Annotated in this window: 24 protein-coding genes; 4 read left to right on the top strand and 20 right to left on the bottom strand. The window is 62.3% G+C overall.

The window, feature by feature from the left end:
- Positions 1-41 precede the first annotated feature (41 nt).
- The 8 genes from NKH50_RS21870 to NKH50_RS21835 all read right to left on the bottom strand — a co-directional run bounded on the left by NKH50_RS21870 (position 42) and on the right by NKH50_RS21835 (position 7,448).
- On the bottom strand, positions 42-290 hold the full coding sequence (locus NKH50_RS21870; protein WP_352738146.1) for a type II toxin-antitoxin system VapB family antitoxin: 249 nt from the start codon (positions 288-290) through the stop codon (positions 42-44).
- A 42-nt stretch (positions 291-332) separates the two neighbouring features.
- Positions 333-677 carry an ABC transporter substrate binding protein gene (locus NKH50_RS21865; protein WP_352738148.1) on the bottom strand — a complete coding sequence of 115 codons (345 nt, stop codon included), beginning with the start codon at positions 675-677 and terminating at the stop codon, positions 333-335.
- A gap of 16 nt (positions 678-693) precedes the next feature.
- Positions 694-1,230 carry an ABC transporter substrate binding protein gene (locus tag NKH50_RS21860; RefSeq protein WP_352738149.1) on the bottom strand — a complete coding sequence of 179 codons (537 nt, stop codon included), beginning with the start codon at positions 1,228-1,230 and terminating at the stop codon, positions 694-696.
- 40 nt (positions 1,231-1,270) lie between these two features.
- The gene (locus tag NKH50_RS21855) at positions 1,271-3,970 is read right to left on the bottom strand and encodes a DUF2339 domain-containing protein (protein ID WP_352880944.1); all 2,700 of its coding nucleotides are present in this window, start codon (positions 3,968-3,970) and stop codon (positions 1,271-1,273) included.
- Positions 3,971-4,054: 84 nt separating this feature from the next.
- Positions 4,055-4,207, bottom strand: coding sequence for a hotdog fold domain-containing protein (locus tag NKH50_RS21850; protein ID WP_254820198.1), 153 nt, complete (start codon positions 4,205-4,207; stop codon positions 4,055-4,057).
- A 13-nt stretch (positions 4,208-4,220) separates the two neighbouring features.
- On the bottom strand, positions 4,221-5,006 hold the full coding sequence (recO, locus tag NKH50_RS21845) for a DNA repair protein RecO (RefSeq protein WP_352880942.1): 786 nt from the start codon (positions 5,004-5,006) through the stop codon (positions 4,221-4,223).
- 113 nt (positions 5,007-5,119) lie between these two features.
- Complete coding sequence (locus tag NKH50_RS21840; protein WP_352880940.1) at positions 5,120-6,253, bottom strand: porin; 1,134 nt, start codon at positions 6,251-6,253, stop codon at positions 5,120-5,122.
- Positions 6,254-6,611: 358 nt separating this feature from the next.
- Positions 6,612-7,448 (bottom strand): antitoxin Xre/MbcA/ParS-like domain-containing protein, encoded by an 837-nt coding sequence (locus tag NKH50_RS21835; protein WP_352880938.1) that lies wholly within the window; start codon positions 7,446-7,448, stop codon positions 6,612-6,614.
- A gap of 212 nt (positions 7,449-7,660) precedes the next feature.
- On the opposite strand from NKH50_RS21835, the gene NKH50_RS21830 reads away from it, so the two are divergent.
- Both NKH50_RS21830 and NKH50_RS21825 read left to right on the top strand, forming a co-directional pair.
- Positions 7,661-8,464 carry a CPBP family intramembrane glutamic endopeptidase gene (locus NKH50_RS21830; protein ID WP_352880936.1) on the top strand — a complete coding sequence of 268 codons (804 nt, stop codon included), beginning with the start codon at positions 7,661-7,663 and terminating at the stop codon, positions 8,462-8,464.
- Between the two features lie 106 nt (positions 8,465-8,570).
- Entirely contained in the window at positions 8,571-10,076 is a 1,506-nt protein-coding gene (locus NKH50_RS21825; RefSeq protein ID WP_352880934.1) for a winged helix-turn-helix domain-containing tetratricopeptide repeat protein, read from the top strand.
- A 46-nt stretch (positions 10,077-10,122) separates the two neighbouring features.
- Here NKH50_RS21825 and era read toward each other — a convergent pair whose 3' ends face one another.
- The 9 genes from era to rpoZ all read right to left on the bottom strand — a co-directional run bounded on the left by era (position 10,123) and on the right by rpoZ (position 17,651).
- Entirely contained in the window at positions 10,123-11,049 is a 927-nt protein-coding gene (gene era, locus NKH50_RS21820) for a GTPase Era (RefSeq protein ID WP_352880932.1), read from the bottom strand.
- Positions 11,046-11,771 carry a ribonuclease III gene (gene rnc / locus NKH50_RS21815; protein ID WP_352880930.1) on the bottom strand — a complete coding sequence of 242 codons (726 nt, stop codon included), beginning with the start codon at positions 11,769-11,771 and terminating at the stop codon, positions 11,046-11,048. Before rnc ends, era begins: the two co-directional genes overlap by 4 nt.
- A gap of 4 nt (positions 11,772-11,775) precedes the next feature.
- Positions 11,776-12,525, bottom strand: coding sequence for a signal peptidase I (gene lepB / locus NKH50_RS21810; RefSeq protein WP_352508500.1), 750 nt, complete (start codon positions 12,523-12,525; stop codon positions 11,776-11,778).
- A 77-nt stretch (positions 12,526-12,602) separates the two neighbouring features.
- Positions 12,603-13,016, bottom strand: a complete 414-nt coding sequence (gene acpS / locus NKH50_RS21805; RefSeq protein WP_254820193.1) for a holo-ACP synthase — start codon at positions 13,014-13,016, stop codon at positions 12,603-12,605.
- Entirely contained in the window at positions 13,013-13,594 is a 582-nt protein-coding gene (locus NKH50_RS21800; RefSeq protein WP_254820192.1) for a DUF2062 domain-containing protein, read from the bottom strand. The genes acpS and NKH50_RS21800 overlap by 4 nt, the downstream gene beginning before the upstream one ends.
- 231 nt (positions 13,595-13,825) lie before the next feature.
- Positions 13,826-14,206 (bottom strand): VOC family protein, encoded by a 381-nt coding sequence (locus NKH50_RS21795; protein ID WP_352480324.1) that lies wholly within the window; start codon positions 14,204-14,206, stop codon positions 13,826-13,828.
- 95 nt (positions 14,207-14,301) lie between these two features.
- Entirely contained in the window at positions 14,302-14,880 is a 579-nt protein-coding gene (gene pyrE, locus NKH50_RS21790) for an orotate phosphoribosyltransferase (protein WP_352508499.1), read from the bottom strand.
- 29 nt (positions 14,881-14,909) lie between these two features.
- Positions 14,910-17,138 (bottom strand): RelA/SpoT family protein, encoded by a 2,229-nt coding sequence (locus NKH50_RS21785; protein WP_254820189.1) that lies wholly within the window; start codon positions 17,136-17,138, stop codon positions 14,910-14,912.
- A gap of 111 nt (positions 17,139-17,249) precedes the next feature.
- Positions 17,250-17,651: a DNA-directed RNA polymerase subunit omega gene (rpoZ, locus tag NKH50_RS21780; RefSeq protein ID WP_023677773.1), complete on the bottom strand. Its 402-nt coding sequence runs from the start codon at positions 17,649-17,651 to the stop codon at positions 17,250-17,252.
- A 290-nt stretch (positions 17,652-17,941) separates the two neighbouring features.
- Here rpoZ and NKH50_RS21775 point away from each other — a divergent pair, with 290 nt between their 5' ends.
- Entirely contained in the window at positions 17,942-18,523 is a 582-nt protein-coding gene (locus NKH50_RS21775; protein ID WP_292657898.1) for a LabA-like NYN domain-containing protein, read from the top strand.
- The gene (locus NKH50_RS21770; RefSeq protein WP_352647302.1) at positions 18,520-19,197 is read left to right on the top strand and encodes a uracil-DNA glycosylase; all 678 of its coding nucleotides are present in this window, start codon (positions 18,520-18,522) and stop codon (positions 19,195-19,197) included. Before NKH50_RS21775 ends, NKH50_RS21770 begins: the two co-directional genes overlap by 4 nt.
- A 30-nt stretch (positions 19,198-19,227) precedes the next feature.
- On the opposite strand, the gene NKH50_RS21765 is transcribed toward NKH50_RS21770, so the two are convergent.
- The 3 genes from NKH50_RS21765 to NKH50_RS21755 are packed head-to-tail and all read right to left on the bottom strand — an operon-like array spanning position 19,228 to position 20,569.
- Positions 19,228-19,359 (bottom strand): hypothetical protein, encoded by a 132-nt coding sequence (locus NKH50_RS21765; protein ID WP_352508496.1) that lies wholly within the window; start codon positions 19,357-19,359, stop codon positions 19,228-19,230.
- Between the two features lie 4 nt (positions 19,360-19,363).
- On the bottom strand, positions 19,364-19,801 hold the full coding sequence (locus NKH50_RS21760) for a hypothetical protein (RefSeq protein WP_352880925.1): 438 nt from the start codon (positions 19,799-19,801) through the stop codon (positions 19,364-19,366).
- A 39-nt stretch (positions 19,802-19,840) separates the two neighbouring features.
- A complete protein-coding gene (locus NKH50_RS21755) occupies positions 19,841-20,569 on the bottom strand; it encodes a GH25 family lysozyme (RefSeq protein WP_352753092.1) in 729 nt (242 codons plus the stop codon).
- Positions 20,570-20,594: the final 25 nt, after the last annotated feature.

Raw genomic sequence — 20,594 nt, 5'->3', positions numbered from 1 at the left:
AAAGAAATGCGTGGTGACGAATAGCGGCGTGTCGACAAACGTCAGTCTTCCCACATCTCGTCTGTGAATTTCTTCATATCGAAGTCAGGATTAGGCAGGCCGATCCTCATCGCCTCGGCTTGCAGCCTGGCAATCCGGTCGCGAAGCGACACATTGGTGCGACTGCGTTCGAGTTCGTGCACAAGCGCGGTCCGCACCGCCTCCGTTTTGCTTGGAGCGTCCGTCTGGCGCTGCAACATAGTCGCTGAAGCATCCACTTCAGGGCCTCGTATATGTATATAGAGTGCCATTTGATCCTATGTCTCCCTTGCTGCGGGTCAGCGGCCGCAGTACTATTCAATCACACGCACCGCTCTATTTACTATATTTGAAGGCACCGTTAGACCGAGCTTTCTCGCGGTCTGCAAGTTCACCACCAATTCGTGCTGGGACAAAGTCTGAATTGGTATGTCGCGGGGGCTCTTGCCATCAAGAATCTTCTTCGCGCACAGGGCCATGTGATATGTTGCGCTTCGCAAGCTGGTGCCGTAGCAGAACAGACCTCCCGCATCGATCTGCTCCCGCGCGAAGATGGTTGGCAAGCGACGCGCAAGGGCAAGCTCCGCGATTCTTGCGCGGAGTGCTGCAATAATCGGCTCCTCGAGGACGATGAGCGCTTCGACCAGTTCGCGATCCATCGCTGCAAAAGCGCCGTCAAGATCGGGCTGAGGCCCTATAATGCGGAGAACCTGCGGGTTCAGCCCAAATTTTTTGTATTGCCCCAGCATTGGAGGCTGACAGGCAATCGGACACCCCCTTATCGCTCAAGATCGCGATGCGGGAGAGCGCTGGTAAGACGGCTCGCAACAACTCGACATGCGTCCGCGCCTGGTTTGGATCGAAGCTGGTTACTCCTGTCATGTTGCCGCCGGGCTTCTCCAGGCTTGCGGCGAGGCCATCACTGACCGGATCGACGACGACAGAATAAACGACGGGGAGCTCCGTTGTCGCCTTTTGGACCGCACGCGCGGTTACCGCCCCGATCACGGCGATAAGGTCGACGTTCAGCCTAACCAGTTCCGTCGCCAGGGTGGGAAGCCTGCCCAAATCACCATTGGCCGATCGCTGCTCAAACCGAATGTTCCGGCCTTCGGCAAATCCCAGTTCTCTCAGCCCCTCCTTGAAGCCTTCGATTGGTCCCCCAGGGCCTGCCGTGATGATGCCGATCGTAGCTATGTCGTTTATGAGCAACGCGCTGTCCTCCAGGCTGGACCTTCTTGCAGTGGACGACCTAATTTACCTCTCTCGCCGCCCTTGTCAGCAGCCGCTGATAGAACAGGCCGATGCCGATGAGCACCGCCCCGAGGCCGATGAAGGACAGCGCCCGCAACACGCCTTCCAGTTCCGACATGTCGAAGATGAAGACTTTGAGCACGGCGATCGAGATCAGCGCCGCCGACGCTATGCGCAGCACCTGGGACTTCAGCCAGACACCGGCGGCGAGCAGCACCACGCCGATGACCAGCCACAGCGCCGAATAAGTATAGGTCTCAAGCTGGCCGAGACCGCTCCACAGTCCGATGAACTCACCCTTGAACAGGCGCCTGACCGACAGCGTGGCATAGGCAAAAGCGAGCACCGCCGCCACCACCGCCAACATCGCCGCATACCATTGCGGCCGCTTGTCACGGGAATAGAGTGCCAGTGCGCCTGCCGCGACCGCCGGCAAGAGATAGGCGAGGAACAGAAGGTTGAACACCGGAATGCTGCCCGTCGATTCATCCGTCAGCAACGGGTTCAGCGCCAGAAAATGCTGGAGGACGATGAAGGCGACCGAGACCGCGCCCGCTGCAATCGAGCCGTAACGCAGCACCTGACTTGGCGAGCGCATGTCGATAGCGACCAGGATGGCACCGGCACCGATGGCGATCAGCGTGTAGATCGCCTGTTCGGCAAGCGTCGCAGCAGCCGTATCGATGACGCCGCCATGCATGGCATGGCGCACCAGCATGGCGACGGTGAGCAGGCAAAACAGCGCGGCGCCGGCCTCCATCGCGAGGCGCGGTCGGCCATTGGTGGTTCGGGCAAGCTGCCAGGCGGCAAAACCGAAAGCGAGCGCCGGCACGCCATATCCAAGCAGCAGCCAGTTGAACACCGGCGTCTTCGACAGGAACTCGGCACCGACGATGGTCGGGTCGAAGGCAGCGCGACCAAGCACTGCAATCACCGCACCAACGGAAATCCAGCCAAGCACCGGATAGCTACGCCAGCGCGTCGCCAGCGCCGGCACGGCGGCGGCTGCTCCGAGCAGGATGGTTGTCCAGCCGGAACCAAAGGCCATGTGCAGCATCAGCAGGCCGGCAATCGCCGCGCCGCCGAGCGCGAAGGAGACAGCAGCGCCGCCGGTCAGCGGCGGCGCTTCGCCGCGCGCTATCCATTCGCCGCCGGCGACGAAGACGCCGACCAAAACGGCCGCGACCGCCGCATAAGCAAGGTCACGGTCGAGATTGCCGAAGGTAGACCAGAGCGCCAGCAGGATGACCAGTGGCGCGACAGCGCTCCAGGCCGCCCCTGTGGCGGCGCGCAGCCAGCCATGGGCCGCAAAACGGCGCGCTGCCCAAAAGCCGAGGCCGATGAAGACCAGGCCGAGAACGATGCCGACCCTGAGCATCAAGGCATCGGACGCCACAACCGGCATGCCGTCGACGCCAAGAGCGCCGCCCGAAAAATCGGAAGCGATCGTGGTCGGCGGAATGATGCCGAGATAGACCAGTACCGTCGCCAGCCCGGCGGCGTGCAGCAGTGCCAGCGCCCGCGGCCGATATCGCGCCACCGCCACCAGGGCTGCGACAAGGGCGGCACCCGGCAATGCACCGCGGATGGCGGCGAAGGCCGGATCGACGAACAGGGCCAGCGCCGAAAGCCCGACGAAGAAGCCCGGCGCGATCGACGGCCAATCGAAGCCGCTGCCGGCGACCGCTTCGTCGCGGCGGCCAAGCCAGACGAAGGCGAGCACGGCCAGTGTCACCCCGTCGATAAAAAGGATGACGGAAAGGTTCGTCCCCGGCGCTTCGGTCATGTAGAAGATGGTCCAGATGCCGGTGGCGACGAAGGCAGCGGCCATCAAAAGGCTCCAGTCGCGGATACGGGCGATGACGCCGGTGGCGACGAGCACGATCGCCAGATAGCCGAACAGCGCCCACGGATTGGGCGCCTGCGAGGCGACCAGCAGCGGCGTCACCATGGCACCGAGCAGGCCGACGCCGGCCAGCGCCTGACCGTGGACCAGGCTTGCCGCGATCGTCGCCACCCCGATGGCGCTGAGCAGCGTGAAAGCGAGCGTCGGGCCGATGAAGCCGTAAATGCTGTACGCGGCGTAGACGGTACCGAACAGGATGAAAGCGCCGGCCGCCGTCAGGATTGCCGGGATATAGGCACCGGCGGCACCTTGCACCGGCACCCTGAAGCCGGTGCGCCGGATGAACTCGCCGCCGGCGACCAGCACCAGCCCGAGTGCCGCCGCCATGGCGAGCCGCACGCGTGGCCCGAAAATGCCGGCCTCGATGGTGTAGCGGATCAGGAACAGGCCGCCCAGCGCCAGCGCGATGCCGCCGACCCAGACCGCCCAGCGAGTACCGAGAGCCGTTTCGACGTCGGACTGGCGAGTTGGCTTCGCCGCGGCCGCCGGTTGCGCCGACTCCGGCGCGGATGGCGCCGCGGTATCGGCCTCGGCCTCTGTGGCTGATGCCACCGCTGCGGTCCCTGGCGATGCCAGGTCGGCTGCGGCCGCAAGCGGTATTGCGGCATCCGCCGGTTTGCTGTCGTTTGCAGCCGGTTCCTTGGCTTGCGGCGGCAGCGCAGGCGTGCCCGAAAGCACAAGGCTGCGCAAGGCGCCAAGCTCGCGCTCGATCAGGCCGATACGGCTCTGCTGGCGTGAAATGATGACGAACAGCGCGATGATGGCGACGAGGCCAATCAGGCTTTCAAACATGGCGGTTCCCCCAAACCAGGCCAGTTGTCACTGACATTCAATGTTCAGTGACATTCAAATGCGGCGGCCAAACGGCCGGTCCATTCAACGTGCCACCAGATTGGCCGCCGGAAAGATCGAGCATGTTTCAGCGCCCAAAGCCAGCAGCTTGCCGTTGACATCCTTCAGCGCCGCTTCCGAAACCGCCAGCGTGCCGCCCTTGTGCCAAGGCCGAGCGGCGAAACGTTGCCGGGACAAGGTTCAACGTCGCTCATCTGGTGGTCTCCCCGGCGGTTTCTGCGGCGCTCGCCTTGCCGGATTCATGGCCGGGTGAATGATACTTGCGCAAGGCGGCGAGAAACCCGGCGCGGGCGCCGGGAGGCTCGATGCCGCGCGGTTCGTAGACATGGCGGGTCAAAAAGAAGCCGGTCAGCCGGAAGGCGTCCTCGATCGCCGCCGGATCGGCGCGCAACCCGGAGCCGCGCTGCAGGAAGGCAGGCAGCGCCAGCATCTTGTCGCGCCACGGCGCGCCCGCCGCGCGCGACACGGCGCGGCCGGATTTCGGCGAGACATAGGCAAGGTCCTGCCTGGTGCCGGTCGCCGCACACTGGCTGAGATCGAGGCCAAAACCGAGTTCGTCGAGGACCAGCAGCTCGAAGCGGGCCACCAACTCGCCGGCGGCATCGGCATCGTCGAGATGAGCGATCATCACCGCAAGCGTCTCGTAAAGGCCGCCATGGGCGTCACGCTCGGGCAGAAGACGCAGATGTGCGGCCATCGTCTGCAGGCCGTAGACGGCAACGGCGCTGTCCATCAACCGGGCGGCGTTCATCTCGATCGCCTCGACCTGGAAGGTGCCGAGATGCTCGTCGAGCCGCGCCCGCCACAACAGGTCGACGCGATTGCCGGGCTGCAAGACCGGCTGCTGTTTGCGCGAACGGCCGCCGCGCACGAGGCCGAGATGGCGGCCATGCACGCGCGTCATCACCTCGAGAATGGCGCTGGTTTCGCCATGCTTGCGGGTGCCCAGAATGATTCCCTCGTCGCGCCATTCCATGACGAGAGCTTGTCACCGGTTGGATGGCGAAATCAAGATGAGCGACTTATCCGCCGCAAACCAAAACGGCCCGTAGCGTATCGCTACGGGCCGTTCGGAGATACTGGCTTCGATTAGAACGAGCGCTGGAAGCGGAGAATGCCGCCGACGCTGTTTTCCTTGTCGGCTTTGGTGAAATTCGTGACGGAATCTTCACCAAGATGCAAGTAGTCGACTTCGGCTGTGATCTTGAGACCCTTGACGATTTCATAGGCGATGTTCGCTGCAACGCCGAAGTTCTTGCCTTCGTCATAGGAGAGCTGGGTGTTGAACGAGATCTTCTCGTTGATAGTGTAGGTGCCACCCCCCCAGACCGCCCAGTTGCCGCTCCACTGCTTGTAGAAGCCACGACCGTGGGCGTCGATCGCGTTGCCGGCGTCATCCGTGAGGTTGTCGTCGGTGCCGTAGCCGCCCATGATGAACAGAGACAGGTTGTCCATGGGCTTGACGTCCAGGCGAACCTTGCCGGCCACTTCTTCATAGTTGCTGTCATAAGCGACGACGCCGGTGATGGCGCCCCAACCCTGCGTGTATTTCACGCCCCCGACGACATGCGGAACGTAGCTGTCGATCGTACCAACAACGCCAGAGCCTTCTTCGAGCGAGACCACGGCCGAGAAGCCAGTGCCGGCGTCGAAATAGTACTGGACGACATTCGTGTCGAAGGCACCATACGGAACCAGCGTATCCTGGATGACGCTACCGGCATAGCCGATGAACGTGTCGAAGGCCGATTCGTCCTTACCGACGCGCAGACCACCGAGTTGGATCCAGGCGAATTTTAGCGACAGGCTCCTGTTATGGGCTTCGTTGGCGAAGATGTAGTCGTTTTCATTACCGAAGTTGAAGCGGGTCTCGGTGTAGGTCTTCAAGGTGCCGAGCTCGGTTTCCTGGCCGGTCCAGGTCTTAAGCGTGAAGCGGGCGTTCTTGCGGTAGGTGTCATTCGCGCTGCCATCATCATGGTCGCCGGTGACCGCACCGTCGAACGAGCCGACATCACCCCCGCCGATATCGTAACGGACATAGCCGCCGATGCGCAGGCAGGTCTCGGTGCCCGGGATATAGAAGTAGCCGGCGCCGTAGACGTCGCAAATCTTGACGTATTCTGCCGGTTCCGGCTCGGCGACCACAACAGCGTCGGCGGCGCGCGCGCCGGAGACCGCGACGAATGCCGCGGCTGAGCCGAGAAGAAGGCTCTTGATATTCATTTTCTGACCTCTCCAGTCAAAGTTAAGATGGCTTTGTATCCGCGGTTGAACGGCTGAACGCCTCACCCACGTCGAAAAAGGCGCGCACCGCACCCCCTCTTCAGGCGGCGAACATACTCATCCGCATTCCAGTCTCAATGACGATTTATAAAAATAATCAATGTTTGCATAACAGAAGAAATCCATGTTGCACAAATATCACTTCATATTTTCTTCACGTTTGCCTCGGCACAAACGAGACATTGTCATAAATTGTACGAAAATATACTTATGCCATTTAGCCGGCAAACCGATCGGAGTTCGACAGACATTCCTTTTAAGTGTTCTTTTAATAGACTTCTAACATTTGGAAGCGAGATCAAGACAACTTCGCCATCGCTGCGTTCTGTGCGGCAAGAACGACTTCCGCCACCAGATCCTGCTTGAGCATTTCAATGGGAGTACGTCCGGCGAGGCCGGGCGCGGGGTCGATCAGCCACGCCCAGGCATGCCGTGGGTTGGGCATCGCGGACAACACTTCCTTGATACCCGGAGCCGGCCTGCTGTCGACGAACTGCGCCAGCGGAAACACATGTTTGCGGCCACCGGTGCGCAACGCAACGACCGTGCCGCTCCGCTGCCAGCGATGCAGGGTCGAGCGCGATATGTCGAGATTTTGCTGCAGGAACGTCGACCCGGCGACCCGACCGGCCCAGTCCTCGACCCGCATCGCGTCGAGGTCGCCGCTTCCAGGCGGCTGGACGTCCGTCCTTTGGCCTCCGTGCGCGCTCGACAGACGCGTCCGGGCACTGCGTTCCGCAGCTTCGGCAGCCAATATCCGCACGAACTGCGACGCGATGGCGGGCAATGTCTCCTGCATGGTGTCGATCGCCCTGATGTCGTTCGGCGCAAGCAGGGCGACGGCGGCGGCAACGGCGGCGGCGACCTTACCTGCTGCTACGATCGCATCGCTGTTCGCGACCTTGCCTTGCCGCGCCAGCACGCGCTCGATCTCAACGGCGACGGCATTTGCAAACTCGGTCTGACGGATGGGGTCGATGCGATTCCAAGTCCCGGTCATGTCCTGATCTGGCTGTTTGCCTGCCGGTCCCGGTTTGCTCGGAAGCGGGTCTTCGCACAGCCTATAGGCAGGGTGTATGACGGAGAGACGACGAACGGGAACGCTGGACGACCGCCGTGTCGGCAGGCGTTCCAACCGGTCTGACTGGCCGGTTCTGCATGAAATATCGGAAATTTCTCAGAACCCGCTCAGGATTTCGGGTAGCGCGGCTGCCAATAAGAAACGGGTCGACCGAGGTGGTCGGCGCATAGCCTCCCGGAATGTTTCGGCCGGCTGTTCAAGATGTAAGTCGACCGATTGGGCAGCCCGGCGACCTCTCATTGTCATCTGCCCGTGAGAGGCCCGACATGACTTCTTTCCTGCGCCTGGTGCGGCAGCATCAGTTGGCTGCCTTCTTTTCGTTGACGCTTGCCCTGACCTGGTTTGCCTTCATCCCATTCTACCTGTCGAATGGCGATAGCATTCCCTGGTTTACCTTCGGCCCGATGGTGTCCGGATTCGTCATCGCCGCTCTTTCCGGAGGCTGGGCTTCGGTCAAGGCCATTCTCGCTTCCATGGTGAAGTGGCGGGTATCTCCGCTCTGGTATCTGGTGGCATTCAGCCTGCCATTGGGCACGCAGCTTGCCTCGATCCTGGTCAATCCGCTGTTCGGCTCGGCGACGCCGGCCTGGGGCAACATTCCAGCCGTCACTGAGATACTGCCGATCATCGCGCTCTATGCGGTCTTCAGCGGCCCGCTTGGCGAAGAGCCGGGATGGCGCGGCTTTGCGACACCGCGTCTGTTGGCCAAGCATTCGGCGCTGGCCGGAAGCCTGATCCTCGGCGCGATCTGGGCGATCTGGCATTTTCCGCTCGGCCTGGTCGGCGATCTCAGCCTCTATGGCACGATCAACGTCGTGCTGGCGGCAGTGGTGTTCACCTGGCTCTATCAGAACACCGGCAGTGTGCTTCTCGCCATTCTGATGCATGTCACCCATCAGAACAGCGTGCGCTTCCTGGGCAAGGCGTTCATCGACGCCGACCATGTGCAGCAGCAATGGATCGATGTTGCGATCTGGGCGATGGCTGCGATCGCGATCGTTGCCGTCTACGGCACCGAGAGCTTCGTCCGCAGGCCGGCAACGCAGCCCGCCCTTGCTGGCGCCGTCTAATTTGCGGCGTCCAAATCCAAAGCGCCGCTTTCGGCGGCGACAGACCTTGACCTAGCCCTCCAGCCGTAGGCCAATACAGGCACGGCTTCAGGGAGCGGCCGTTTCGATGGCGGGTTCGGCCACTGACCAGGTTTTTCAGTTTGGCGGTTTCACGCTCGATCTGGGCAAAGGTACGCTTGGCCGGGCCGAACAGCCGGCCTTCCTGCGGCCGAAAGCCTACGCATTGCTGACGCATCTCGCCCGCCATATCGGCCGTGTGGTGCCGAAGTCGGAATTGATGGATGCGGTCTGGCCGGGTGTTTTCGTCACCGAGGATTCGCTGACGCAGTCGATTCGCGAGATCCGCAAGGTGCTCGGCGAGGAAACGATACGGACCGTATCGAAGCGCGGCTACATGCTGATCCCTGAGCCGGTGCCCGAACCCGGCGCCCAGCCGATCGTGGCGGTGCTCAGATTCCGCAATGACGGCGCCGATCCGGCCGACGAAGCGATCGTCGATGGTATTGCCGAAGACATTATCAATGGCCTCGCCCGCTTCGGCACGTTGACGGTGCTGGCGCGCAACTCGAGCTTCTCGTTTGCCTCCTATTCGCCTGGCGAATGGCCTGTGGTGCGTTCGTGCATCGGCGCCGACTATGTCGTCGAGGGCTCGGTGCGGCGGCAGGCAGACAGCATCGTCTGTGCGGTCAATCTCGTTGACGCAGCCAGCGCTTCCCAGCTCTGGGGCGATCGCTACCAGGCCGATTACGCCGGGCTGTCCGCGATCCAGCAGGAGATCGTCGAAAAGATCGTCGGCCGGCTGGTGGTTCGGGTGAACAATGCCGGCCTGCAACGTGCCTCGCGGCAGCCGGTAGCCAGCCTCGCCGCCCATGAACTGGTGCTGCGCGGCGTCGCCTTGCTGCGCGATCCGGCGCAAAGCGAACTGAAAGAAGCGGCGGCGTTTTTCGAGGCTGCGATCGTCAGGGACCCGGCCCATGGCCTTGCCTACACCTATCTGGCGCTGTCGCATGTGCTTAACAGCGAATTCGGACCGAGCAGCGACGCGGTGCTGACGAAGGCCCGCGACCTGGCCGACCGGGGCATCGCATTGTCGCCGGACCAGGCAACGGCACACCGCATCCAGTCGCTGGTGCGGCTCAATATGCGCGACCACGAGGCGGCCGAGCATCATTTACGCATCGCGCTCGAGCTCAATCCGGGTGACGCAGACTGTATCGAGCAGATGGGGCATCTGTTGACGATGCGTGGCCGGCCGCTCGACGCGCTCGCCTGGCTGGCGCGCGCCATCCGCATCAACCCGCTGCATCCTCATTGGTATCAGTACGATCGCGCGCTCGCGCTATACATGCTGGGCGAATACCGCACGGCTGCCGAGGCGCTGGAGCTGGCGACGCGACCGACGCCGTGGATCCGCACCCGGCTTGCCGCCTGTTACGCTCAGTTCGGCGACATGCAAGCGGCAAGGCGCCAGGCTGCGCTGATCAACGCCGACGGCTCCGATTTCTCACCGCTCGACTATACAAGAACGGGCATCCCGTTCGAAAACGCGTCCGACGCCGAGCATCTTGCCAACGGCGTGTCGTTGGCACTTGGGGACCGCTCAGAATCCTGAGACGACCAACAGACAGCTCGACCGATCGGCCAAATCTTTGGATAGCTCAGTGCGGAAATTCGAGCCCCATCTCGCGGTAGCGCTCGGGATCGTCGCCCCAGTTCTCGCGCACCTTGACGAACAGGAAGAGGTGCACCTTCTGCTCGAGGATGCCTGCGATCTCCATACGCGCGGCCTGGCCGATGGCGCGGATCGTCTCGCCCTTATGGCCGAGCACGATCTTCTTCTGGCTGTCGCGCTCGACATAGATTGTCTGGTCGATGCGCACCGACCCGTCCTTCTTCTCTTCCCATTTCTCTGTCTCGATGTGGGAGGAATAAGGCAGTTCCTGATGCAGCCTGAGATAGAGCTTTTCGCGGGTGATCTCGGCTGCGAGCTGGCGCATCGGAAGGTCGGAGATCTGGTCTTCAGGGTAGTACCAGGGTCCGGCCGGCAGGGTCTCGGCGAGATAGTCGAGCAGGTCCTTGCAGCCGGACCCGGTCAGCGCCGAAACCATGAAGGTGCGCTTGAACGGCACCCTTTCGTTGGCTGCCGCCGACAATGCAAGCAACGTCTCGTGCTTGACCCGATCGACCTTGTTGAGGATCAACACCATCGGCTGCCGGACATCCTTCAGCCGCTCGAGGATGGCATCGGCATCGCCCCGGATGCCGCGCTCGGCATCGATCAAGAGCAGCACGATATCGGCGTCCTTGGCACCGCCCCAGGCTGTGGTCACCATCGCGGTGTCCAGCCGGCGCTTCGGCTTGAATATGCCCGGCGTGTCGACGAAAACGATTTGCGCGTTGTTGTGGGTGGCAATGCCGCGCACGATGGCGCGCGTGGTCTGCACCTTGTGTGTCACGATCGACACCTTGGCGCCGACCAATTGGTTGACCAGCGTCGATTTCCCCGCATTAGGCGCGCCGATCAGCGCGACGAAGCCGGAGCGGGTAACGGGCGCTTCTGTTGCCGGAGATTCGGTGGCGGTCATGCGGCACTCCCTTGATCGAGCCAGACGCCTTCCCGCTGCAGAAGTGCCGCGGCTGCAGCCTGCTCCGCTTCGCGCTTGGAGCGCCCGCTACCGGTCGCCGGCGGATAGGCGCCGACCTTCACACTGACGGTGAACAGCGGATCGTGGTCCGGTCCCTCGCGGCTGTCGATTATGTAAACCGGCACTGCGCTTGCCGCCTGATGCGCCCATTCCTGGAGTTCGGTTTTCGCATCGCGACGGGCGGCGTCAATGGCTTGCGAGCGCGGCTGCCAGTATTTGTGGATAAAGGCACGGGCCGCTTCCAACCCGCCGTCGAGATAGAGCACGGCGATCAGCGATTCCAATGCATCGGCGCGCAGATTGACGCGCTTGCGCCCATCGAGGCCGCGTACGTCCGAACCGGCGCGAATGAGTTCCGGCAGGCCGATCTCATCGGCGATTTCCGCCAGGGCCTCGGCGTTGACCAGGGCGTTCAGTCTGAGCGACAGCTCACCCTCGGCAGCGTCGGGAAATGCCGCCAGCAGCATATCGGCAACGACAAGGCCGAGAACGCGGTCGCCCAGGAATTCGAAACGTTCGTAGTCGACGCCGGCATGACTGCCGCGAGCGCTGGCATGGGTCAGCGCCCGCTGCAGGCGCTGGTGGTCGCCAAAACTGTGGCCGGTGCGCTCCTTGAGCGCCTCGGCGAGCGCATCGGCGGTCAGCCGTTTCGTCGCCGCCATGGTCCTAATTGACGAAATGGAACAGGCGCGAGGCGCGCATCTGCGACGGCCATTTCCAGATTTCGAGCGGGCTGGCGCTGCCGCCGATCGAGAAGAAAATGAGGTTGGCGCGGCCGACCAAATTCTCGTCCGGCACGAAGCCGACGGTGAAGCGGCTGTCCGACGAGTTGTCGCGATTGTCGCCCATCATGAAATAGTGACCGGGCGGCACCTTGAACTCTTTGGTATTGTCGCCGATCGAAGCCTGCGTCAGGTCGAGCGTGTCGTAGCTGACGCCGTTCGGCAGCGTCTCGCGATAGACATCGACCGGCCCGTTCTCCTCGGTGATGTCGCGGTTGTCGATCTGCCCGACTTTGACGCGCGGCACGCCCACGTCGTTGATGAAGAGCTGGCCATCCTTGACCTGGATCTTGTCGCCCGGCAGGCCGACGACGCGCTTGATATAATCGACAGAAGGATCCGGCGGAAACTTGAACACCACCACGTCGCCGCGCTTCGGCTCGGAGCCCCAGATGCGGCCCGAAAAGATGTTCGGCCCGAACGGCAGCGAATAGCGGGAGAAGCCGTAGGACCACTTGGTGACGAAGAGATAGTCGCCTTCGAGCAAAGTCGGCCGCATCGACCCGGACGGGATCGAGAACGGCTGGAACAGGAGCGTGCGGATGACCAACGCAAGCAGCAGGGCCTGGACGATGACGCTGACGGTTTCGCCAAGTCCACCGGATTTCTTCTGGGTTTTTTCAGCCACGCTCATGTCGTCCTCGATTGTGCGTTGGATGGTATAGAGTCTCGGCGCGCGCTGGGCAACGTCATGCCGGTGGTCAGATGCAATCAATGTGGCGCTTCTTCGACCGGCAACGCTTCAATGATCACAAAGGCTTGAGCGAGCGGAAAATCATCGGTTATGGTGAGGTGGATCACGGCTCGGTGCCTTTCAGGCAGGATTTCGTCCAGCCGCGCTGCCGCCCCGTTGGTGAGCGCCATGGTCGGCTTGCCGCTGGCCAGGTTGACGACCCCCATGTCACGCCAGAACACACCCTGTGCAAGACCGGTGCCCAACGCCTTGGCGCAGGCCTCCTTGGCGGCGAAACGCTTGGCGTAGGAGGCCGCACGCGCCGCGCGGTTTTCGGAGCGCGCCTGTTCGATCTCGGTGTAGATGCGTTGGATGAAGCGCTGACCGTGACGTTCCAACGACTTCTCGATGCGTCTGATGTCGATGAGATCGCTGCCGATACCGATAATCATTCGGCGGGAACTTCCGGCCCGGTTTTTCCAGCCTTTGCCGCTCTTTCGGCCAGACGCTTGCGGCGCTGCTCCTGGAAAGTGACCATGCCCCAGCGGGTGATGCCGTAAAACAGCAGCCCGAAAACCAGGCCGAGCGGTATTGCGCCAACCGTCATCGGCTTCAGCACCGGTCCCCACAATTGCGCAAAGGAAAGATTGTGCAGCATGTCGCCGAGATGGGCAGGCGGTCCGTGTGCCGGCAGGTGTTCATGCAGGATCAGCTTGCCGACCTCCCAGGAGGCGGCCCATAGCAGCGGAAAGGTAAGGGGGTTGCCGAAGACCGTGCCGAGTGCTGCGGCAACCAGATTGCCGGCGATCAGCCAGCACAGGATGGCGGCAATGATGAAGTGGAAGCCAAGCGGGAAAAACGACGCGAATACGCCCGCCGCAACACCGGCGGCCACGGCATGCGGCGTGGCTCTAAGCCGCAGGATGCGCTTGGAAAAATACCGCAGCGAGCGCGAGAACGAGCGGCGCGGCCACAAATAAGTACGCACCCGCTCTAAGAAACCATCAGGCTTGCGCCGTCGAAAAAGCACTCTGTTCCTGTTCCTAGTTCCGTCAATAGCTTCACGCCGGCTTCTCCAGCCGGGCGCGACAGCCCCATGCTGCGCTCTGCGGTCGCCGAAAAGCAACTACGACTTTGATATAGCGATGCGCTGGCCGAAGAACAACGAGGCCGAGGGCATCCGCTCGGTGGCCGGTCGCGCCAGCCTTGGGTATCGCCGTTCTGAACAGGGCATGATCGCGGCGAATTTAAGGAGGGCCACTTAGGGTCGATATTCGCTGACCTCGACGAGATTGCCGTCCGGGTCACGAAAATAGACGGACATCATCGCGCCACGAGCGCCGGCACGCTCGACCGGGCCGACCTCTATCACCACGCCATTGGCGGCGAGGTTGGCACATATCTCGGCGAGCGGACGGGCGGCAATCAAGCAGAAATCTCCGGAGCCCGGGGTCGGCGCCTTGGCCTTCGGCTCGAAGGTGTGCCCGACCTCATGCACATTGATCTTTTGCGTTCCAAACAGCAGCGCCGTCGGCCGGTCCGGCTCGTCGAGGCGCTTGAAGCCAAGCACGCGCTGATAGAAGGCGCAGGTGTCTTCAACGGAGCGAACCGTCAGCACGAAATGGTCGATACCAGCAATCACGGCAGCGCCTCTTGACTTGTTTTATGCATTTCTTTGTCCCAAAACCGCTGCACATGCTCGGTTCAAGCCCGAGGATAAGCTTTGGGCGACATGCATTAGATATTGCGGCTGCCCGGCTTGATCGCCGGTAGGGCGGCAAGCTCGGGCGGCAGCCTGTCGGCCGGATAGGCCGGAACCTCGTATTCGGCGAGCGCGATCAGCGGCACGCCGACATCGGTCTTGCCGGCCGAGCGGTCAATGATGCACGCAGCGGCAACGACATCGGCGCCAAGTGCGCGCAGACAGTCGATGGTCTCGCGGATCGACAGGCCGGTGGTGACGATGTCCTCGACAATGACGACGCGCGATCCCTTGGCGATCTCGAAGCGGCGCAGCCTGAATTCGCCCCCTTCCCGCTCGACCCAGATCGCCGGCACACCAAGATGGCGCGAGGTCTCATAGGCCGGGATCAGCCCGCCGATCGCCGGGCCGACGACGTAGTCGATCCTGCCGGGCACGCCAGTGCGGATCTTTTCGGCGAGCGCCTTGCACAAGCGCTCGGTCTTGTCGGCATGCATGAAAACGCGCGCCTTCTGCAGGAAGACCGGGCTGCGCAGGCCGGACGTCAGGATGAAATGCCCTTCAAGAACGGCGCCGGCCTCGCGGAAAATGCCCAGCACTTCGTCGGTGTTCATCTTCTGCCTCTTCCAACAAAGTTGGTGGTCTAGCCGTTGACGCGTCGCGCGTCGCTGACGCTCGAATTGTCCTTTAGCTGCGACAGCAGCCTGTTCAAGTGCTTGAGGTCCCACACTTCGAGATCGATCAGCATTTCGGTGAAATCGGGCGCGGTGCGCACCATCGACAAAGTGTGGATGTTGGCATCGTTGGATGCGACGACTTGCGCAATGTCGGCTAGCGAACCCGGCGCGTTGATGGCGGTGACCGAGACGCGCGCCGGGAACCGCTCCTTGGTGCGCTCGTCAATATCCCAGCGCACGTCGATCCAGCGCTCGGGCTGGTCGTCAAAGGCCTGCAACGCCGGCGACTGGATCGGATAGATGGTGATACCGGTTCCCGGCTGCACGATGCCGACGATGCGATCGCCTGGCACTGCCCCTTCCGGCGCGAAGCGCACCGGCAAATCGCCGCGCACACCGCGGATCGGCACCGCATCGTCGCGCGGCTGGTTTTTATCCTTGCGCGCGGCGCGGCCCGGAATCTGGAACAGCATGCCGGCGGCATTGCGGATCTTCGACCAGCCCTCCTCGCGCTGCTTGGGCGCGACCAGCGTGACGCGCTCGTCCTTGTAGTCGGGAAACACCGCCTTCATGACATCGGTGGAGGCAACTTCGCCTCGGCCGACCGCGGCCAGCACATCCTCGATGTCCTTGCGCGCGAGGCGGTGCAGCACCGGCTTCAGGCTTTCCTTGGTGAAGGTCTTGCCGGACCGTTCGAAGGCGCGCTCCAGAATGCGGATACCGAGACCTGAATATTGCTTCCGAATAGCGTTCTTGGTGGCGCGGCGGATGGCCGACCGCGCCTTGCCGGTAACCACCACCGATTCCCATGCCGCAGGCGGCACCTGCGCCTTCGAGCGGATGATCTCAACCTCGTCGCCGTTCTTCAGCTCCGTCATCAGCGGCATGATGCGGCCATTGACCTTGGCGCCGACGCAAGTGTCGCCGACATCGGTGTGGACGGCATAGGCAAAGTCGATCGGCGTGGCGCCGCGCGGCAGCGCGATCAGCATGCCCTTCGGCGTAAAGCAGAACACCTGGTCCTGGAACAGTTCCAGCTTGGTGTTTTCGAGGAAGTCCTCGGGGTTGTCGCCTTCGGCAAGCTGCTCGATGGTGCGCCGCAGCCAGGCATAGGCATTGGTTTCCTTCGAGATCGCATGGGCGGCACCATTCATCTTGCCGCCGGTATCCTTATAGATCGAATGAGCGGCGACGCCGTATTCGGCGATCTTGTTCATCTGGTAGGTGCGGATCTGCAATTCGACGCGCTGGCGCGACGGGCCGACGATGGTGGTGTGGATCGAGCGGTAGTCGTTCTGCTTCGGCGTGGAGATGTAGTCCTTGAAGCGGCCGGGCACCATCGACCAGGTGGTGTGGATGGCGCCGAGCGCCCGGTAGCAGTCCTCGACGGTATCGACGACGACGCGAAAGCCGAAGATGTCGGACAGCTGCTCGAACGACAACGCCTTGGCTTCCATCTTGCGGAACACCGACCACGGCTTCTTCTGCCGGCTCTTGACCTCGGCCTTGATCGAATATTTGTCGAACAGCGTGGAGAGCGCCTTCTCGATTTCGGACAGCACGCCCTTGTTGCGCTCGAAAATTTCGGCCAGCCGTGCGGTGACGGCGCGGTAGGCTTCCGGATTGATGAAGCGGAAGGCGATCTCCTCGAGCTCCTCGCGCATGCCTTGCATGCCCATGCGCCCGGCCAGCGGCGCATAGATATCCATCGTTTCCTCGGCGATGCGCAGGCGCTTGGCTTCCGGCACATGGTCGAGCGTGCGCATGTTGTGCAGGCGGTCGGCGAGCTTGACGAGCAGCACGCGAACGTCTTCCGAGATCGCCAGCAACAGCTTGCGTAGGTTCTCCGCCTGCTCGGCCTTTTTGGAGACGAGGTCGAGCTTCTTCAGCTTGGTCAAGCCTTCGACCAGCTTGCCCATTTCCGGGCCGAACAATTCGTCGATCTCGGCCCTGGTCGCCGTGGTGTCCTCGATCGTGTCATGCAGCAAGGCAACGGCGATCGTCGCCTCGTCCATATGCATTTCGGTGAGGATGGCGGCGACTTCGAGCGGATGCGAGAAATAGGGATCGCCGGAAGCGCGCTTCTGGTGGCCATGCTTCTGCATGGCGTAGACATAGGCCTTGTTGAGCAGCGCCTCGTTGACGTCAGGCTTGTAGCGCTGGACGCGCTCGACAAGCTCATACTGACGCATCATGGGCGGGATCTCGCAATGCTGAAATGAATCATGCGCCGCACTGGCGTACGGCGCATGTCATAGATAGCCACGAAACTGCCGACGCGAAAGTGTCGGCAGTTGTCGCTAAGATCAATAATCGTCGCTTTTTTCCGGCGGCACCAAACCTTCGATGCCGGCCAACAGGTCTTCTTCGGTCATGCGATCGAAGGTGACGTTGTCCTCGGCGTCGTCGGCATCGGTGGCCGCAACGGCGCTGCCGGTCTGGTCGGCAATCGCCTCGCCATCGGCTTCCGGCTCATCGACCTCGACATGCTTCTGCAGCGAATGGATGAGATCTTCCTTGAGGTCGTCCGGCGACAGCGTCTCTTCGGCGATTTCGCGGAGCGCAACGACCGGGTTCTTGTCGTTGTCGCGCGGTACGGTGATCTGCGCGCCCTGGCTGATCTGACGGGCGCGGTGGCCGGCCAGGAGCACCAGCTCGAAGCGGTTGTCGACCTTGTCGATGCAATCTTCAACGGTTACGCGGGCCATGAGTTGCCCCTTTCATGCCTGGATTTAATGGAAAACAGGCGCGGTCCATAACCCGAACGCCGCCAAAATACAAGCTTTTATGGCGGTGCGCAGCTCCGACGCGGGCCGCCTGCGACGACACAGCGCCGATCACAATTGCTTGCAGTGCGGCATGGCGCCTTGGATTGCCGTAAAACTGGCGTTATCTCGAACAATGAAGGCCAACAGGTCTAGTATCAGACCGGTATCAGACTGGCCGGTAGTCGCGACGCATTTAGACGACCGCTTATTTCGAAAAAGGACATTTTTCCATGTTCGATCCTCGTGAAAAAATCGCTCTCTTTATCGACGGTGCAAATCTCTACGCCACCTCGCGCGCGCTGGGTTTTGACATCGACTACCGCAAACTTTTGTCGAGCTTCCAGAAACGCGGCTATCTGCTGCGCGCCTATTACTACACCGCGCTGGTCGAGGATCAGGAATACTCCTCGATACGTCCGCTGATCGACTGGCTCGATTATAACGGCTTCAAGGTGGTGACCAAGCCGGCCAAGGAATTCACCGACTCGACCGGCCGGCGCAAGATCAAGGGCAATATGGATATCGAGCTGACCGTCGATGCGCTGGAGCTTGCCGACGTCGTCGACCATTATGTCATCTTCTCAGGCGACGGCGATTTCCGTACGCTGGTCGAGGCGCTGCAGCGGCGCGGGCGCAAGGTGTCGATCGTCTCGACAATGGCGTCGCAGCCGCCGATGATCTCCGACGATCTGCGCCGCCAGGCCGACCATTTCATTGACCTGATGACACTCAAGAACGAAGTCGGCCGCGATCCGTCGGAGCGGCCGGTGCGTCGGCCCGAACCGGCCGAAGTCGACGAGGAAGACTATTGACGGTCGTTGCCTTGACCGCGCCCCTGGTCGTCTCGCCCGAACCCGATCGCGATTGCCCGCTCTGCCCGCGGCTGCACGACTTCATCGCCGAGTGGCGGCGGCGCGAGCCGTCCTGGTTCAACGCGCCAGTGCCGACCTTTTTGCCGCCGGAAGGCGAGGATGCGGTGCGCTTGCTGATCGTCGGCCTGGCGCCTGGCCTGCGCGGGGCGAACCGGACGGGGCGCCCCTTCACCGGCGATTTTGCCGGCGACCTGCTCTACAACACGCTGATCGCGCACGGCTTTGCGCGCGGCGAATTCAAAGCGCGACCAGATGACGGGCTGGAGCTTGTCGGTTCGGCGATTACCAATGCGGTGCGCTGCGTGCCGCCGGATAACAAGCCGGTTGGCGCCGAGATAGCGACCTGCCGGACGTTCCTGGTACCGACGATTGCGCGGTTTCCAAATCTGCGCGCTGTGCTGGCGCTGGGCTCGATCGCGCACCAGTCGACCGTGCGGGCGCTCGGCCAACGCGTTGCCGCCTATCCGTTCCGGCATGGTGGGCAGCAGCAGGCCAATGGCATCACGCTGTTTTCCAGCTATCATTGCTCGCGCTACAACACCAATACCGGCGTGTTGACGGAAGCGATGTTCGTCGACGTCTTCAGTCAGATAGAAGCTTTTCTGAAGACATAGAGTCGGACGAGGCCCGCCAGGGCACGAGCCTTAGATTCGGGCGATCGCAAACAACCAGGCCAGGAGATCCAGCAACCACAGAAACAGTGCAAGCTGCAGCGCGACGCGCAGGCGTTGGATGATCCGCCAATTGCTGGCCATGTCGGATTTGATGCGCAGCAAGCGCTCATTGCATCCCGTCCACGGTTGCGGGAGGGTGCTGGTCGACGAAGTCCTGGGGCAGCTTCTTGGGATCGAAACGGAACGTATAGTTATAATACGGCCACAACATAATCGCGACCAGCAGTCCGATCAGAAAAAGCAACGTCAGTGCCAGCCAGTCCCAAGGCCCTACGCCATCCAGGAGCGCCCTGCCTCTAAGGAGAGAACTCGCGAACGCAGTTGCGAAAATCAGATTGCCGGCGCGCGTATTGAGACTTTCAACCACGCCCTGCTGGTGTTGGAGGCCACGCACCGCCTCCGCGTAGACAAATGCCAGGCGGGGGTCGCCGCCGTCGATGCAGGCGGGGCGTTGCTGTCGTTGGTTGATGAAGGGCGCTCCGGCATCAAATGTACTTAGCACAGCGCCACCTGCGATATGAATTGGCGAAGGCTTCGTCGTCATCGCGCCACGGAGGGTGCTTTCGGGCGGACAGGAATAGTGTCAATCCGACGCCGTCGCTTCAGGCGCTGCGGCAAACAACGCGGCCAGCGTCGCCGGCCCGCCTTGGAGAACATTCAGGTCGACGTCGCCGCTGATGCCGTCGACGCGGCCCCGGTTGTGGTACTGCCAGTAAATCCAGGCGTCATGGCCTGGCCGCAGCGCCAGCGAACGCAGCCAGCGCGGGCGGCCGGCTACCTGCCCGGCATAGGCTTGGGCGGCCTCGTCGGTCACATAGAGGATCGCCGTCTTGCCGAACGCTGCTTCGACCGGGCCGAGGAAGGCTGAGAGTTCGGCGCTCAGCTGTTCGGGAGTTGGCCGCTGCGGGCAATTGCCGCCGAACTCGATGTCTACCACCGGCGGCAGCAAAGGCTGATCGCGCGGCACCACCGAGATGAAGTTGCGTGCCTGATCGGCACCCGGCCTGCAGAAGGTGAAAAAGTGATAGGCGCCGACGGCAAGGCCGGCGGCGCGGGCCGCACGCAAATTGCCCGCGAAGGCATCGTCGACATGGTCGCCGCCTTCAGTTGCCTTGATAACGGCGAAGGCGACATCGTCGGCGGCAACACGCCGCCAGTCGATCTGCCGCTGATGGTGGGAAACGTCGATGCCCCTGATCGGATATTTGCCGCGATCCGGAGAAAACGTCTGAAAGTAGGTATAGCCGCCGGCCAGGATGAGGCCCGCCATGAGCAGACCGGCAGCACCCCACAAGACGATCCGGTTTTTCAACAGAGACCTATCCCCATTGGTCCGC

This window comes from Mesorhizobium sp. M1027 (genome assembly GCF_040318745.1).
GTDB lineage: Bacteria > Pseudomonadota > Alphaproteobacteria > Rhizobiales > Rhizobiaceae > Mesorhizobium.
Note: the sequence above shows the minus strand (reverse complement) of the source record. Positions and strands in the feature narration are given on the sequence as shown.